Here is a 14,923-nt window from a genome sequence, read left to right on the forward strand (position 1 = left end):
ATAATTTACCCTTTACTACGTCAATATTATATACATACAACTATTTATTTCCACTACCTTTTTATCATTATTTTTTTATTCAATATATGATTTATTAAAAATATTTTGTAAATTAATTGCATTTTGCCTTTATTTTATGTAAAATGTAACTTATATGATTATATTTTGGAGATTACAATGATTACATATAGATTTAAAAAATTTCTATCAGCATTGCTTATTATGATGCTGGTTCTGGGAAATATTTTTATCCCAATTACTGATTCTAACACCGGATTAGGAATTGCAGATGTTTCTGCAGCCCCTAAGAAGACAAGCACCAATTGGCCTAAGGCACCTACTTTATACGGTGAATCTGCTATATTAATTGATGCATCCACAGGTACTATTTTATATGATAAAAAGTGTAACAAAAAAATGTATCCTGCCAGCATTACAAAAATAATGACGGCACTTTTAACAATAGAGAATTGCAAATTAGATGAAACAGTAGTTTTTTCAAAAAATGCCATTAACGGATTAGAATATGGTGATGCCAATGCCGGTTGTCAAATTGGTGAAAAGTTATCTGTTAAGGACTGCTTATACGCATTAATGCTTACATCCGCCAATGAAGTTGCCACCGCACTTGGCGAACACATTGCCGGCTCCACAAAGGAATTTGCTGAAATGATGAATGAGCGTGCCGAAAAAGCCGGTGCCACAGGAGTTCATTTTGCCAATGCCAACGGTCTTCATGACCCAAATCACTATGTTACGGCATATGGCATGGCTATGATAATGCGTGATGCTCTTAAATATCAGACTTTCAGAGACATTATTAACACATCAGAATATACAATTAAAAAGAATAACAAAAGAAAAGAAAATTTTAATTCTTACCAGCGTCATAAAATGGTTAGACGCTACAGCGGATTTTACTACGATGGAATTATTGGTGGAAAAACCGGATTTACTAATCAGTCCGGGACAACCCTTGTTACCTCTGCCGAGAGAAACGGCATGACTCTTATTACAGTTGTGCTTAACTCAAATGGTAACAATGTTTACTATGACACCAAGGCTTTACTTGATTACGGCTTTGACAATTTTCACAAGGTTAATGTTGCCCAAAACGATTCCCGTTTCAAAAATACAGAAAGTGTTACTTTGAAATCACCTTTCTGTAACGACAATAGCAGCATTTCCATAGATGATTCCGCCTGTGTGGTTATTCCTAAAAAAGTAAAGTTTGCAGATTTAACATCTGAAATATCCTTTGGAATTTCTAATGATAAATTTGCAACTATTACTTACAAATATGGTTCAAAATCTGTAGGAACAGCTGGTATTAAATACACTAATACCGTTGCAGATACCCCAAACGAGTCATCTACAACTTCTGTTGCTGAAAGTGGAACCACAAACTTAAGTTCAGAAAGTGTACAAAGCACAACCGCTTTAGACACTGAAAATAAAACTGCAGCCGCAAATAGTGATAATTCAAAGAAATCTAACTTCAAGGTACCAAAAATTCTACTGCCTATTATTATTGGTATCGTAATTGTTGTTATTTTAATATTAATCATTGTTATGCAGCATAGAAGATTAAATAAAATAAGAGCGAATAAACGAAATAGAAATCGCTGATTATTAATTTAGGAGGTATTAATATTATGAATTGGGTAGCACCTATTAAGGACGAAGACACACTTCGTCTATTTGGCAACGCACTTAAAGAAGTTGACTATAAGTACTACATCATGTTTGAAGTTGGTGTAGGCACAGGACTTCAGCTTCAGGACATTCTTTCATTTAAGGTTAAGGATGTAAGAGACAAAGATGAAATAACTGTTGAAATTGGAACAAAGAACATTAAGAACATTTTTAAGGTTCCGGAAGATTTAAAGAAAACAATCCATACTTTCACAGAAGGTAAGGATCCGGATTCTTACTTAATATTAGGACATAACAGTTCTAACAAGCCTCTTTCAAGAGAACAGGCATACAGAGTTCTTCGTGCAGCCGGACATAGCATCGGACTTAACTCTATTGGAGCTCAGACCATGAGAAAAACATTTGCATGGAAATATTACAATGAAACAGGAGATATTTACTATCTTCAGAATTTATTTAACCATGCTTCTCCATCTATCACATACCGTTTTATTGGAGAAAAACCTAATATGCAGGTTGTTTTAAAGAAAATGACTCCACAGGAAAATGAAAAGAGCCGTTATATGCTTTACTTAAATGGTAGTGGTAAGAAACGTCTTAATGCTGTTATTGATGCGGTAACTGAAATCCGTGACAAATTCGACGATCCTATGAACAACGATTCATTCTATGGTAAAGTTGATTGTCTTTTAACAGAACTTGAAGCTCTTATGGAGAATTATAAGGAAACTAAATAATAAACAAAAAAGTAGCTGCTTATCCTTTTCGGATATACAGCTACTTTTTTATTTAATCGTCATCCTCATTTTCATCCTCATTTTCATCCCATAACTCATCTATGACGATTTCTTTATCCAGAGACCTCTGTCTTCTCTCACGCCTCTTTTCCCTAATAGATTCCTGTTTGTCGTAAATACTTTTCGCCCCTTCTTCGTCAGTGGATTTCATAATTTTAATTGCAAAGAAACTGTCATCTTCCACTTTCTTTATCTTAATCTTTCCTCTGACATAACCATGCACGGCACATTTTCCTAAGCAATAATAAGTCTTTCCACAGTCGGAAAACCAATCCAGTTCCTTTTTCAAATATTTGCCACATTTATTACATTTCATGTCGCTTACATCTTTATCTTCGAACATTTCTTCTTTAGAAAGGAATTCCCTTGTTACTAACTTGGTATACTCATCAAACCTAACGAAAATCTCTTCTTCCTTAATTCTAGGTGAATAAAATGTATCAATAGATAATCGGTTCTTATATTTGTCAAAGTCCATGGTCTGCATAACTCTGGCCGTGTAATAGGCATCGCTCAAAGCCCGGTGGAATTCATGATCCTCATCAATTTTCAAATATTCAACAGCACTTGTGAGAGTTCGTTTCATATGTCCATCGTCATATCGCAAACTAAACATTTTCTGCAAATCCACAAAAAATAATGGGAAATCCAGCACTCTCTCTAACCTGTAATGTTTCATATTCTTCTGGAGTTCCGTTAAATCCATAGAACCCCATGTACAGAACATATAATCATCTCCGCACCAGTCAAGAAATTCAATAATTGCTCTCTTGAAATCCTTTCCTTCCTTCAATTCTTCTTCAGTAAAATGAGTTATTTCCCGAATTTTATAATGAAGTTTCTTATATACTCTTGGTCTTATAACCTGTTGGTAAGAATCCAGTATCTCTCTGTCCTCACTAACTCTCACTGCACCAATTTCTATGATTTCAAATGGCAGGTCCGGATAATAATTACTTTTTCCATATGGATTTTGATTCCACTCTAAATCCATTACAATATAGTCCATTATCAATCTCCATATTTAGTTTTATATCAGATAATTATACTACGATTGTAGTAATATTTCAACTTGCGACGTTTTTGGGTATAACCACCCAAAATTAAAATTTTAAATTCCACTCCCGCATCTTACAGTGAAATTTTCTTTTATAAATCAGCTATGTATAATTGTGAATTTTGTATTTTACTTTCCACTATATATTTCGGTTACCTCTTCCATATCTTTTCTCTCATAACCTTTAAATATGCCTATCATAATGAGCGTAAAAAGCAAAAAAAACAATGATGTAATTCCTTCAGTTTTTATTATTTCCATATTACTTTCATCAATTCCATCTAAAATTATAGTCAATAAAGTAAAAAGCAAAAATAAAAATGTCATTAAACACATTGCAAAAAATGGTAATGATATCATTTGTGTAACATGAATAACCACACCATTTTCTGTTTCTTCAAATCGTCCCACATTTACCGGTCTTGCGATATTTTGCCTAATAAAATATTCCGTACTTCCATTAATTGATATTTTAAAGCCCTTATTATTGACTCTCCCAAAAAAATTGGCTTTTCTGTAGTTTCCTAATTTAGGCAGATTTTCTTTTGTATATTCTATACACTGTTCTTTAGACATATTTGTATTAATAATGTATTTCATCTTATTCACCTCAATATATCATAATTTATTTTCTCAACTTTTATCCTCTTGATTTAATGTACTCAATGATTCTATTGTCACTACTTTTTACTTTTTTTAACAATGATATTATTCCAAATAATATTAAGTACCCTATTAAAGCTCCAATAGTATTAAAAATTAAATCATTAACATCAAAGGTTCTAAAATTATATCCTATTAACATATTCACTAACAGCTGTGAACTCTCGACTACAAGACTTAAAATAAATCCCACAATAATAGTTTTTTTCCAATTATTCTTTACTACAAATCCCTGCAAAAATCCTATCGGAATAAACATAACAATATTCAATAGACTTGTCATATGAGCAAAATCATTAAAAGGAATCAAATTAACATCCCTGCCCAATTTTATTCCACCTAATTCAGTTTCCATAACTTCATTATTAATAAAGATTGGAAACTGAGTTTTATAAATTATCAAAATAAAATAAAAGCATATTAATAATAAAGCAATTATTTCTTTTATCTTCCATACAAACGTATTAACATAAAATGCAGCAATGAATCTACAACCATTGCTGCATTTTATAATGTTCCCAGCGGGAATCGAACCCACAACTAGTGCTTAGGAGGCACTTGTTATATCCATTTAACTATGAGAACAAGTGCCGGCTTAAGACTATGGAAAAACCCGTAATCCATAACCGGCATTTTATTTTTTAACCAGTATATATAATACTATTTTGCTTCTATTTTTTCAAGTCCACCCATGTAAGGTCTTAAAACTTCAGGAATTACAATACTTCCATCTGCCTGCTGATAATTTTCCAAAATAGCTGCTGTTGTTCTTCCGGCTGCAACGCCACTTCCGTTTAATGTATGAACAAATTCAGCTTTATCACCTGCATTATCCTTATACTTAATGTTTGCACGTCTTGCCTGGAATGTTTCAAAGTTACTGCAACTTGAAATTTCAACATATCTGCCGTAGCTTGGCATCCAAACTTCAATATCGTACTTCATTGCAGCTGTGAATCCTAAATCTCCAATACAAATCTTAACAACTCTGTACGGAAGTCCAAGCATCTGCAATACATCTTCTGCATCTCTTGTAAGTTTCTCTAATTCATCATATGAATCTTCCGGCTTACAGAACTTAACTAACTCAACCTTGTTAAACTGATGCTGTCTTATAAGTCCTCTTGTGTCTCTACCTGCTGAACCTGCTTCAGCTCTGAAACATGCTGTATATGCACAGTGCTTAATTGGAAGCTGTGAGCCATCTAAAATCTGGTTTCTATACATATTAGTTACAGGAACTTCTGCTGTAGGAACTAAGAAATATTCCTTTCCATCTCCCTGTACCTTATATGCATCTTCCTCAAACTTAGGAAGCTGTCCTGTACCTGTCATGCTCTCACGGCTAACCATAAATGGTGGAAATACTTCTGTATAACCATGCTTTGATGTATGTGTATCAAGGAAGAAGTTTACAATGGCTCTTTCAAGTCTTGCACCTAAATCTCTGTATACTGTAAATCTTGAACCGCTTATTTTAGCTGCTGTTTCCGGATCAAGTATTCCTAAATCCGCACCTAAATCCCAATGTGCCTTTGGCTCAAAATCAAAATGAGTAGGCTCACCGAACTTTCTTATTTCTACATTATCTTCATCTGTCATTCCTGCCGGAACAGAAGGATGAGGAATATTAGGTATTGTAAGCATATAGTTGTTTAAGTCTTCTTCTGCTTTACTTAAATCAGCGTTTAATGTCTTAACCTTATCTGAAATTTCTTTCATTTCTGCCATAATAGGTGCAACATCTTTTCCCTCTTTCTTATACTGTGGAATCAACTTAGATGTAGTATTCTGCTTAGCCTTTAATGCTTCAACCTCACTTAAAAGATTTCTTCTCTTTTCATCAAGGTCCTTAAAAAGACTTAAATCAAAATCTTCGTTTCTTGTAGATAAAGCCTTTGCAACTTCATCAAAATTATTTCTCAATAACTTTATATCTAACATTTCTCCTCCTACGAGTCACTTTTCTATTTGTGTTATTAACACGGAATGACTCTTATTAACAATCTTTTCACGGTATTTCGATTATACCCCTAACCTCCTATTTTTGCAAGGATTATGGCAAACATCGTCAATATATGTTATACTATTCTTAATTTCATTATAATAATACATTTTATTTAGGAGAAGGTAAAACATATGAATCTTGAATTAGTAAACGAAAGACGAAATAACAGTATTTATACTGATGGAAATAATACTTATAAGATTTTTAATAAAAATTATAAGAAAACTGATGTATTTTTGGAATCTTTTATTACATCTATGGTTGAAACAACAGGCATCAATGTTCCTTCTATAGAAGAAGTATCTGTGATGGATGGAAAATGGTATTTTAAATCTTCTATTATAAAGGGCACTACTTTGTTTTCCATGATACAGTCAGACCCTGATAATGCTGATAAATATTTAGATAAAATGATTGAAATTCAAACATCAATTCATAAAAACAGACTTGATAAACTGCCATTCCAAAAGGAAAAATTTGCAGATTATATTAAGTTTTCCAACTTGGATAAAAATCTTAAAATAGACCTTATTGACATGTTAAACACCTGTCCACGTCATAGGAAATTGTGCCACGGTAATTTAACACCTCATAATATTATTATTAATGAAGGTGAGGCTTGTGTTCTTGACTGGAATCATGCATCCCAGGGAAATGCCAGTGCCGATGTTGCCAGAACATATTTGTGGATGAAAATTAATATGCCTGATTTGGCAGAATCATATCTGGATAAATTCTGCGAAGCAACAAGCACAAGCAAGCGTTACGTTCAAAACTGGATTCCTATTGTTGCCGCAGCAAGAATTGCAAAAAATAATCCTGAAGAAATAAAAATATTAAAAAGTTTCATATCAGTTGTGGAATATTAAAATTTTCATTGAAAAAAGCAGAGTTTGTAGAAACCCTGCTTTTTCTATGCTAAAAATCATTTTATTTTATACCCTTACTATTTCCACTGCTCCTAATTTAATAGTACCTGATAAAACAACAACAGTATCATTTACTGCATCTCCTTCATAGTGCCCGGTTTCATCCAATGCCCCTAAAGTCGCTGTTGTAAGATTTTTAACCTTCCAGCTTTTTGGAATATATATTTCAACTCCGCCACACATACATTCAACTCTCACGTAAACCTCATTGCCCGCCGGAACTGCCTTATCCATATAAATTTCGCAACCACCAAACTTATTTATAATTTCCACACTTTTTAAATTTTTAGAGTCAATATACTTTTCAGCCCCTGAAAATTTAGTTACGTGAACTATATTTTCTCCCTCTGCATGACTTGAGGTAAAATTTCCATACCCATCTTTTTCGTCATATCCCTTTTTACACGCCTTTTTCCAGTTACGTCTTTCCTTGTTTCCGAATATAAGTGAAAATCCTATACTTAACAATATTGCCGAGCCTACAACCGGCCATGGAGTGATACTTTCTATTTTTAATTCATGTTGCCATACAATTCCAAGAAAGGCAATACTCATAAAAATAGAGAAAAACCCTCTATCCAAAATTCCCTTTACAAGCCATGCTGCCCACAGCAATGTAAACGCTATTTTTCCAAATTGCACACCGGGAAATATATCTAATTTGGTAATTATCCATATTACCGCAATAGCTATAAGTGCTATTCCCCAGAAAATATTTTTTCTTTTCATTATTCTTTACTCCTTATTTCATCTAATTTACTTTTTAAAGGTTTAAAATATCCTCGTGAAACAAATACGTGTTTATGACTGTCTTTAAATTCTATTTCACTTGAAGCAGTTATATTTTTAGTAATTGCATATACCTTTTTTACGTTTAATATTGCAGACTTTGAAATTCTGCAATATGTCCATGGCAATATTTTCTCAAGTTCATAAAGTCTGTAACCTGTGTCAAAAATATCATCCCTTGTATGTGCCTTAACCATGTCTCCTTCTGTCTGGAAAAACAAAATGTCCTCAATATCAATATAATAATCCTTCTGATCCTTATATAGCTCAAGTTTAATGTTTTCAGATAAACTATTGCTTATATTTCTTTGAAGCATGGCAATTTTTTCGTCAAATTTTAAACACTTTATTATTACCTGGTTTTCTATGCAATTTTCATCAATATCAATGATAACCTTCATATAACTTTCCTACTAATTAAACCTCTCTGTTTCTAATTAGAATTTTATTTTATTACTATATAAATGTAAATAGTATTTAGGCAACAGGTTAATTATCTCCTGTGACAGGTTGATTTTTTGCATATAAAAACCGCCATGCTAAGTTTTTAATTTAACATAACGGTTCTTATATCTATTAGAATTCAAAATATGGCTTTCCATTTTCCAGTTTGCAGCCTTTAGCCTCTGCCATTTCAGACACTGTAACTAACTGATATCCCTTTTTTAGTAGTTTTGGAATAATCTTTTTTACTGCATCTACTGTCCATCCATGAATGTCATGCATTAACACTATATCTCCATCATGAGCATCATTCATAACAGACCTTATTGTTTCCTTTTTACTTTTTGTCTTCCAATCCAATGTATCCACAGACCAGCAAACCATAGGTGCCTTTACATATTTGCTTACCTTCTTATCTCTGATTCCTGCTCCGTAAGGTGGTCTCACAAATTTAGCTCCATGTCCTACATGTTTCTTAATTAAATCATTAACCCCTTCCACTTCCCATTTAATTTTTTGGGAGGATAATGTTGGCAATGACTGATGATCCATTGTATGATTTCCCATGTCGCATCCTAATTCATCCATTTTCTTTAAAATTTCTTCCACCTTTATATCGTTTCTGGAAAGACTTGTGCCACACATAAAAAATGAAGCTCTCACATTGTATTTTTCCAATGTTTCCAACAATTCCAGGGTTCTCTCCCCCGGTCCGTCATCAAAGGTTAAAGCAATCATAGGTTTATTAGGATCAATTACTCTTTTATTATCTTTTGTTGTTTTCTCTTCAGTTTTACTGGTTTCTTCCTTTGTTTCAGTTGAAGTATTTTCACTGTTATCTGCAACATTCTTTGTTTTTTCAACAACTCCACCATTAACTCTGACAACTTTTTTACTCTCTTTATTTTTTTCTATTAAAGCGCAACCGCCTGCTACAATTACCAAACAAAATATTAATAACGTGGATATCACACGTATTTTAAGTTGTCTTATTCTCCTTTGTTTTTTTTCATTTCTTGTCATCTTATTCATCTCCATCATTTATATTTATGTTTCTTAATTATTTAAAATTTTTTTTACTATATCTTTTGATATTACAAACTTAGGTGCCCCTGTACATCCTGGTCCTACTTCGTACTCATCAAATGCTATTACTATATTTCCCTCATTATTTATATAATAGTTTTGATTACCTGAGATTTCTTTAAATCCTGTAGAAATACCATTATCTTTAATAAAATATACAACGTCTTTAGTCAACATTTGCTGTTTCATTTGTCGTTTTATATCATTACTTATAATCTTTATATAATCAGATTTTTCCTTAAATATATCTTTTAGACTAACAATTTTTCCACTTGATTTATCTATATTGTAATATCTATGAAATTCATATCCACTTGCTCTGGTTTCGTTTATTGTAAATGCTATTGTAAACCACTTATCATTATTAATAACAATTTTATAATCCATATATAAATCACTAAATCCACTTGAACCTAAATCAACTTTATATTGATTTACTATCTTGTTTGTATATTTTTTTATATCATTGTTTAACTTTTCAACTGTTTTTTTATTTTTAATATCTCCATTAGAATCTATTTTTGCCATATTAATTTTGATATTTTTGTCTTCATCATATTTTCTAACTGTTATTACACTAAAAATATTTCCCACCAAAGGTATATTTTTTAAAGATGATGCTAATGTTTCATTTGTATTTGGCATAATTACAACTAACAACAATGCAGCAACAGAAATCATCCATCTTGTAATTATAACTTTTTTTCTTTTTCTTTTTCTATCTATCTTAGCATACTCTAAAATTTCATTTAATTTATTTTTTTCATCATCAGGAACTTCAACTCCAATATATTGATCTTTTAGTTTTTTTAACATTTCATCATTTACCATCTTAATTTCTCCTTCATATCACAATCTATTTAACTATCATATACTCTTTTAACTTTTCAAGTGCCCTATATATTCTACTTTTTACTGTACTTAAGTTTTCACCTAAAATGTACGCAACATCATTTAAACTCATTTCTTCAAAATATCTTAATACAATTACAGCCCTTTCTTTATCTGTTAATTTATCCAACGCCTGTTTCAATTCAATCTTATCGTCTTCAATTTTAAACATATCTTTTTCATCTTTCATTTCACTTACAATATCTTTATCCCAATTAAACCTGTTTTTTTTGATATAACTAATTGCTTCATTTATAATAATTTTACATATCCATGTATCTGCATATTTTACCTGACGCAATTTTTTCGAATTATATATAGCCTTATATGCTCCTTCTTGTACTATATCCTGTGCATCATTTTTATTTTGTGTATAACTATATGCTATGTGATAATATTTGTCATAATTATTTATAAGAAGTTTACTAATTATATCTTCTTTTTTCTCTTTCAATTTTATCTCCTTTATTCTTTATATTATTTAGACTATTCAAAGTACCAAAAAGTTTCATTTTTTTTAAAAAATTTTTCTTCTACACTTCAACTCCCCTATCTTCCAATTATGAGAGGTCATTCAATATATCCTATAAACTTATTGCCTATATTCATTACTATTATTTTTTTCTCATAATATATAGTCTGAACCTCCCACTTTTCATATAATTACAACTTTTTATAAAATAAAAAAAGAATGTAGCATTTTTGTACCACATTCTTGTTTAAATTATGAATTAATTGCTTTTTCTAAAGCTTCCTTTTCTTCTTCACCTAGTGTTGCGTACGCCTCACCTTTTATAATTTCCTTTATGTAACTGTAACTACTGTCACGTCCATGCATGGTGTTTAAAATAAATCCGGTGTTTGTATCATCTAACAAACAAAGAGCAAAACTTAAATTACCACCCATTTCCTTAAAGGCATCATACTTAACAATTCCCAACTTATGAAATGTTGTTGTTATATTTTGAAGAGCCTGCTCCATCTTTAATTCATTTTTCTGATGTGATATTTCCAGTTTATCCATTTGCTGAAAATTCTCTTCTATTGCATCTGCAAGATTTTCAGCATTTTTTCCTTTCATAAACTTCTCATATCTGTTCATAAGTCTCTTTATTTTGTTATTTTGTTTAATATGAAGAATAATAAATATTACAAACATTGCGACTATTATTCCCATATATATATAATCGTTCATTTCTAACTCCTTTTCTGATTATAGATTAGTTATAGTTTATAACATTAATTTAGTTTTGTATACCATTAAATAATTCCAATAATCTCTCTAATTCTTCCTGAGAGTAATATTCTATCTCAATCTTACCTTTTCCGCCTTTTTTGTGATTAATTGAAACCTTTGTACCCATAATTTCCTTTAATTTATCGGAAAGTTTTGAATATATAGCCTCTTCACTGCTAGGAATTGGAAGTTTTGACTGTTTTGGATTCAAAATTGACTTTACAAGCTTCTCTGTATCTCTTACACTTAAGCCTCTTTCCATAATTGTATTTGCAGCATCAACCTGTAAATCCTCTAATTCTAATGCCAGCAATGCCCTTGCATGTCCCATTGAAATCTGACCTTCCACCAGCATATTTTGAACCGGTTCAGCTAATCTAAGTAATCTCATGGAATTTGCTATAGCTACTCTTGACTTTGAAACTCTTTTAGCCAGTTCATCCTGTTTAAGATTATATTCATTAATAAGACTCCTATATGCAAGTGCCTCTTCAATAGGATTTAAATCACTTCTCTGAATATTTTCAATAAGGGCAATTTCCATTACCTCCTGAGGAGTATACTCCTTTACAATAACGGGAACTTCCTTTATTTTAGCCAGCTTTGCAGCTCTCCATCGTCTTTCTCCTGCAATTATTTCATAATAATCATCCTTTTTCTGAACAACTATAGGCTGAATAATTCCAAACTGTCTGATAGAATCTGCCAGTTCATCTAATGCCTCTTTGTCAAAATTTTTACGTGGCTGATCTCTATTAGGCTCAATATCTGAAATTTTCATCATAGTTTCAGCCGGAACAGGAACCTTTACTTCCTTTACAACCTCTTTTATTACTTCTTTAACAACCGGCTTTTCCTTAACCTTTTCTTTTTTATTACCTGTATCTGTCTGAGGAATTAACGAATCAATTCCTCTTCCTAAACCTTTCTTTTTTACTGCCATACTTTTTCCTTTACATTTTAGTTATAATAATAATAATATATATTTGATAATTTTATTGTGATTTTTATATATTAATATCATTTTAACTTTATAATTAATATTTTTATTTTATTATTTCCTTAGCAAGATTCTTGTATGCAACAGCTCCTGCTGACTTTCCATCATACATATGTATTGGAAGACCAAAGCTTGGTGCCTCTGCTAATCTTACATTTCTTGGAATAACTGTATCATATATATTTATATGTACATTACTTTTTACATTTTCAACTACATCTGATGATAAATTTGTTCTTGAATCATACATTGTAAATACAATTCCGTCAATTTCCAAGTCATTATTAAGTCTGTCCTGAATCAGGTTAATTGTATGAATTAACTGAGACAGTCCCTCTAACGCATAATATTCACACTGAATAGGGACAATTACCGAATCAGCTGCAGTCATGGCATTAACTGTTAATATATTTAATGAAGGAGGACAATCAATTATAATATAATCATACAAGTCCTTTATCTGGTCTAGAACATTCTTCAAAATATATTCTCTGTTTTCAACTCCAATTAAATCAATTTCTGCACCTGACAAATTTACATTTGACGGAAGTACATTTAAATTATCCACAACGCTTTTTGTTAAACACTCTGATATGGTACATTCATCAAGAAATAATTCATAAACTGTATTTTCTAAATTTTGTTTAATAATTCCAACCCCACTTGTTGCATTTCCCTGAGGATCAATATCAACCAGTAATACTTTCTTTCCTAAATCTGCTAAACAAGAAGACAAATTAATAGATGTCGTTGTTTTTCCAACTCCACCTTTTTGGTTGGCAATAGCTATAATTCTACCCATATAACCTACCTATCTCTATATAAAGCCAATAAATTTGCACAATTTTCTATTGACTTCTATCCTTTCATTAATTTTAGTATTCCTTATGTTTCCTGCTGATATATTTTATCATATGTAAATAGGATTTTCCATAACATATCTCCAAATTTGTGCTAAATATTTCTTATTTTTAATGTTTCACGTGAAACAATCCTTAAATATGCCTATTTTGCCATATATTAACCCAAATGTTGTTCTTATTTGTGTTTCACGTGAAACATAATAACACAAGGATTATTATCAAAAAAGGATATGCCCTAGGGCATATCCTCAATATTTTATGTACTTACGATAATAATTTTAATATTTCATCTAATTCAACTGCTGCTCTTTTGCTATCCACAGAAACAATGTCCTTGCAAAGCTTTAATTTATCCATAACCTCCTTCTTAATTGTAGGTCTTCTTCTTTTATACTTTGTTTCACGTGAAACATAATCACTTTTGAATTCATTAATACTATTTTGAATATCAACTAATTCTTTTGATGCTTTTGCCATCTTAATTTTCAAATTATTATTTTCACATTCTATTAATTCTATCTTCTCTTTAATTTTATTAACTTCATTGTTTTTATGTTCACTATCAATTCTGGCTTTTGAAGAAAATATTTCTGATGCCTCATCTATAAGAGAATTTAATTCATCTATCTTATTATAAGCTTCCTCTTTTTCAATTTTATTATGTTCCAGCAATTCAGAATATTCATTTATTCTATCAAGCATCATTTGTTTTCTACTATTTAAATATTCTTCTAACATATATCCTCCATTTATTAAAGAAATAAATCAATTATAATGGCTCCTTAGATGGAGTACCTGCTTTTCTTGGATATTTTTTTGATGTACATTTATCCTTTTTAATAATTACTATATTTCTCTTTACCTCTGTACCAGGTAAAGCAATTTCACATACCTTACTAATACTTCCACCTAATATTTTAATGGCGTTTTTTGAATTATTTATTTCTTCTTCACTGTCTGATGCCTTATAACTGGCAAAAACACCATCTTTCTTAATAAAAGGAATACAATATTCACTTAAAGTAGATAAATTAGCCACTGCCCTTGAAACACATAAATCATATTTTTCTCTGTATAAATCATTATTTCCTAAATCTTCAGCACGTCCATGTACAGTTTCAATTCCATCAAGTTCCAGTTCACTTATAACATCATCTAAAAATTTCAATCTTTTGTTAAGAGAATCAATTAATGTAACTTTTAAATGAGGAAATAATATTTTAATAGGGATTCCCGGAAAACCTGCACCTGTTCCCACATCCACTAATGTATAAAAATCAGACATATCTAAAACATTTGAAATTAAAACACTGTCTAAAAAATGTTTTGTCATTACTTCATTTAAATCTGTAATTGTAGTAAGATTCATTACCTTATTTTTTTCTATTAACAAGTCATAATATTTCATAAATTGTTCAATCTGTTTATCAGTAAATTGAATATTTAATTGAATTAATCCCTGTTCTAGCAATTTACGCCCCTGAATCATCTATTCCTCCATTA

At 31.0% G+C, this 14,923-nt stretch carries 17 protein-coding genes and 1 tRNA gene; 3 read left to right on the forward strand and 15 right to left on the reverse strand.

Annotated features, from left to right (window positions below):
* The first annotated feature begins 177 nt into the window (after window positions 1–177).
* Both H8S00_RS07670 and H8S00_RS07675 read left to right on the forward strand, forming a co-directional pair.
* Window positions 178–1,629, forward strand: coding sequence for a D-alanyl-D-alanine carboxypeptidase family protein (locus H8S00_RS07670; protein ID WP_186840357.1), 1,452 nt, complete (start codon window positions 178–180; stop codon window positions 1,627–1,629).
* 26 nt (window positions 1,630–1,655) lie between these two features.
* Window positions 1,656–2,393 carry a tyrosine-type recombinase/integrase gene (locus H8S00_RS07675; RefSeq protein ID WP_186840358.1) on the forward strand — a complete coding sequence of 246 codons (738 nt, stop codon included), beginning with the start codon at window positions 1,656–1,658 and terminating at the stop codon, window positions 2,391–2,393.
* Window positions 2,394–2,445: 52 nt separating this feature from the next.
* On the opposite strand, the gene H8S00_RS07680 is transcribed toward H8S00_RS07675, so the two are convergent.
* The 5 genes from H8S00_RS07680 to serS all read right to left on the reverse strand — a co-directional run bounded on the left by H8S00_RS07680 (window position 2,446) and on the right by serS (window position 6,117).
* Window positions 2,446–3,462, reverse strand: a complete 1,017-nt coding sequence (locus H8S00_RS07680; RefSeq protein WP_207721410.1) for a 3'-5' exonuclease — start codon at window positions 3,460–3,462, stop codon at window positions 2,446–2,448.
* Window positions 3,463–3,639: 177 nt separating this feature from the next.
* Window positions 3,640–4,110, reverse strand: a complete 471-nt coding sequence (locus H8S00_RS07685; protein ID WP_118590198.1) for a hypothetical protein — start codon at window positions 4,108–4,110, stop codon at window positions 3,640–3,642.
* A gap of 40 nt (window positions 4,111–4,150) precedes the next feature.
* Window positions 4,151–4,711, reverse strand: coding sequence for a VanZ family protein (locus H8S00_RS07690; RefSeq protein WP_366459628.1), 561 nt, complete (start codon window positions 4,709–4,711; stop codon window positions 4,151–4,153).
* Window positions 4,687–4,758, reverse strand: a tRNA-Arg gene (locus tag H8S00_RS07695). The genes H8S00_RS07690 and H8S00_RS07695 overlap by 25 nt, the downstream gene beginning before the upstream one ends.
* A gap of 75 nt (window positions 4,759–4,833) precedes the next feature.
* Window positions 4,834–6,117, reverse strand: coding sequence for a serine--tRNA ligase (gene serS, locus H8S00_RS07700; protein WP_118590194.1), 1,284 nt, complete (start codon window positions 6,115–6,117; stop codon window positions 4,834–4,836).
* A gap of 195 nt (window positions 6,118–6,312) precedes the next feature.
* Here serS and H8S00_RS07705 point away from each other — a divergent pair, with 195 nt between their 5' ends.
* A complete protein-coding gene (locus tag H8S00_RS07705) occupies window positions 6,313–7,050 on the forward strand; it encodes a phosphotransferase (RefSeq protein WP_118590192.1) in 738 nt (245 codons plus the stop codon).
* 66 nt (window positions 7,051–7,116) lie between these two features.
* Here H8S00_RS07705 and H8S00_RS07710 read toward each other — a convergent pair whose 3' ends face one another.
* The 10 genes from H8S00_RS07710 to rsmG all read right to left on the reverse strand — a co-directional run bounded on the left by H8S00_RS07710 (window position 7,117) and on the right by rsmG (window position 14,909).
* Window positions 7,117–7,839 (reverse strand): LiaF transmembrane domain-containing protein, encoded by a 723-nt coding sequence (locus H8S00_RS07710; protein ID WP_118590190.1) that lies wholly within the window; start codon window positions 7,837–7,839, stop codon window positions 7,117–7,119.
* Complete coding sequence (locus H8S00_RS07715; protein ID WP_118590188.1) at window positions 7,839–8,300, reverse strand: LytTR family DNA-binding domain-containing protein; 462 nt, start codon at window positions 8,298–8,300, stop codon at window positions 7,839–7,841. The genes H8S00_RS07710 and H8S00_RS07715 overlap by 1 nt, the downstream gene beginning before the upstream one ends.
* Window positions 8,301–8,475: 175 nt before the next feature.
* A complete protein-coding gene (locus H8S00_RS07720) occupies window positions 8,476–9,366 on the reverse strand; it encodes a polysaccharide deacetylase family protein (RefSeq protein ID WP_158576908.1) in 891 nt (296 codons plus the stop codon).
* Window positions 9,367–9,399: 33 nt separating this feature from the next.
* Window positions 9,400–10,260 (reverse strand): RsiV family protein, encoded by an 861-nt coding sequence (locus H8S00_RS07725; protein ID WP_118590184.1) that lies wholly within the window; start codon window positions 10,258–10,260, stop codon window positions 9,400–9,402.
* 25 nt (window positions 10,261–10,285) lie between these two features.
* A complete protein-coding gene (locus H8S00_RS07730; protein ID WP_207721411.1) occupies window positions 10,286–10,774 on the reverse strand; it encodes an RNA polymerase sigma factor in 489 nt (162 codons plus the stop codon).
* A 270-nt stretch (window positions 10,775–11,044) separates the two neighbouring features.
* Window positions 11,045–11,515, reverse strand: coding sequence for a DUF4446 family protein (locus H8S00_RS07735; protein ID WP_021953603.1), 471 nt, complete (start codon window positions 11,513–11,515; stop codon window positions 11,045–11,047).
* A gap of 49 nt (window positions 11,516–11,564) precedes the next feature.
* Entirely contained in the window at window positions 11,565–12,500 is a 936-nt protein-coding gene (locus H8S00_RS07740) for a ParB/RepB/Spo0J family partition protein (RefSeq protein WP_186840360.1), read from the reverse strand.
* A 103-nt stretch (window positions 12,501–12,603) separates the two neighbouring features.
* On the reverse strand, window positions 12,604–13,359 hold the full coding sequence (locus H8S00_RS07745) for a ParA family protein (protein ID WP_021953605.1): 756 nt from the start codon (window positions 13,357–13,359) through the stop codon (window positions 12,604–12,606).
* Window positions 13,360–13,684: 325 nt separating this feature from the next.
* Window positions 13,685–14,158, reverse strand: a complete 474-nt coding sequence (locus tag H8S00_RS07750; protein WP_118590178.1) for a hypothetical protein — start codon at window positions 14,156–14,158, stop codon at window positions 13,685–13,687.
* A 31-nt stretch (window positions 14,159–14,189) separates the two neighbouring features.
* Complete coding sequence (rsmG, locus tag H8S00_RS07755; protein ID WP_118590176.1) at window positions 14,190–14,909, reverse strand: 16S rRNA (guanine(527)-N(7))-methyltransferase RsmG; 720 nt, start codon at window positions 14,907–14,909, stop codon at window positions 14,190–14,192.
* Window positions 14,910–14,923: the final 14 nt, after the last annotated feature.

This window comes from Eubacterium segne (assembly GCF_014287775.1).
In the GTDB taxonomy this organism is placed as follows: domain Bacteria; phylum Bacillota; class Clostridia; order Lachnospirales; family Lachnospiraceae; genus Eubacterium_G; species Eubacterium_G segne.

Excerpts from the sequence above, each read along its gene's own strand:
- H8S00_RS07670 (WP_186840357.1), top strand. The coding sequence starts at position 178 with ATGATTACATATAGATTTAAAAAATTTCTATCAGCATTGCTTATTATG.
- H8S00_RS07675 (WP_186840358.1), top strand. The coding sequence starts at position 1,656 with ATGAATTGGGTAGCACCTATTAAGGACGAAGACACACTTCGTCTATTT.
- H8S00_RS07680 (WP_207721410.1), bottom strand. The coding sequence starts at position 3,462 with ATGGACTATATTGTAATGGATTTAGAGTGGAATCAAAATCCATATGGA.
- H8S00_RS07685 (WP_118590198.1), bottom strand. The coding sequence starts at position 4,110 with ATGAAATACATTATTAATACAAATATGTCTAAAGAACAGTGTATAGAA.
- serS (WP_118590194.1), bottom strand. The coding sequence starts at position 6,117 with ATGTTAGATATAAAGTTATTGAGAAATAATTTTGATGAAGTTGCAAAG.
- H8S00_RS07705 (WP_118590192.1), top strand. The coding sequence starts at position 6,313 with ATGAATCTTGAATTAGTAAACGAAAGACGAAATAACAGTATTTATACT.
- H8S00_RS07710 (WP_118590190.1), bottom strand. The coding sequence starts at position 7,839 with ATGAAAAGAAAAAATATTTTCTGGGGAATAGCACTTATAGCTATTGCG.
- H8S00_RS07715 (WP_118590188.1), bottom strand. The coding sequence starts at position 8,300 with ATGAAGGTTATCATTGATATTGATGAAAATTGCATAGAAAACCAGGTA.
- H8S00_RS07720 (WP_158576908.1), bottom strand. The coding sequence starts at position 9,366 with ATGACAAGAAATGAAAAAAAACAAAGGAGAATAAGACAACTTAAAATA.
- H8S00_RS07725 (WP_118590184.1), bottom strand. The coding sequence starts at position 10,260 with ATGGTAAATGATGAAATGTTAAAAAAACTAAAAGATCAATATATTGGA.
- H8S00_RS07735 (WP_021953603.1), bottom strand. The coding sequence starts at position 11,515 with ATGAACGATTATATATATATGGGAATAATAGTCGCAATGTTTGTAATA.
- H8S00_RS07740 (WP_186840360.1), bottom strand. The coding sequence starts at position 12,500 with ATGGCAGTAAAAAAGAAAGGTTTAGGAAGAGGAATTGATTCGTTAATT.
- H8S00_RS07745 (WP_021953605.1), bottom strand. The coding sequence starts at position 13,359 with ATGGGTAGAATTATAGCTATTGCCAACCAAAAAGGTGGAGTTGGAAAA.
- H8S00_RS07750 (WP_118590178.1), bottom strand. The coding sequence starts at position 14,158 with ATGTTAGAAGAATATTTAAATAGTAGAAAACAAATGATGCTTGATAGA.
- rsmG (WP_118590176.1), bottom strand. The coding sequence starts at position 14,909 with ATGATTCAGGGGCGTAAATTGCTAGAACAGGGATTAATTCAATTAAAT.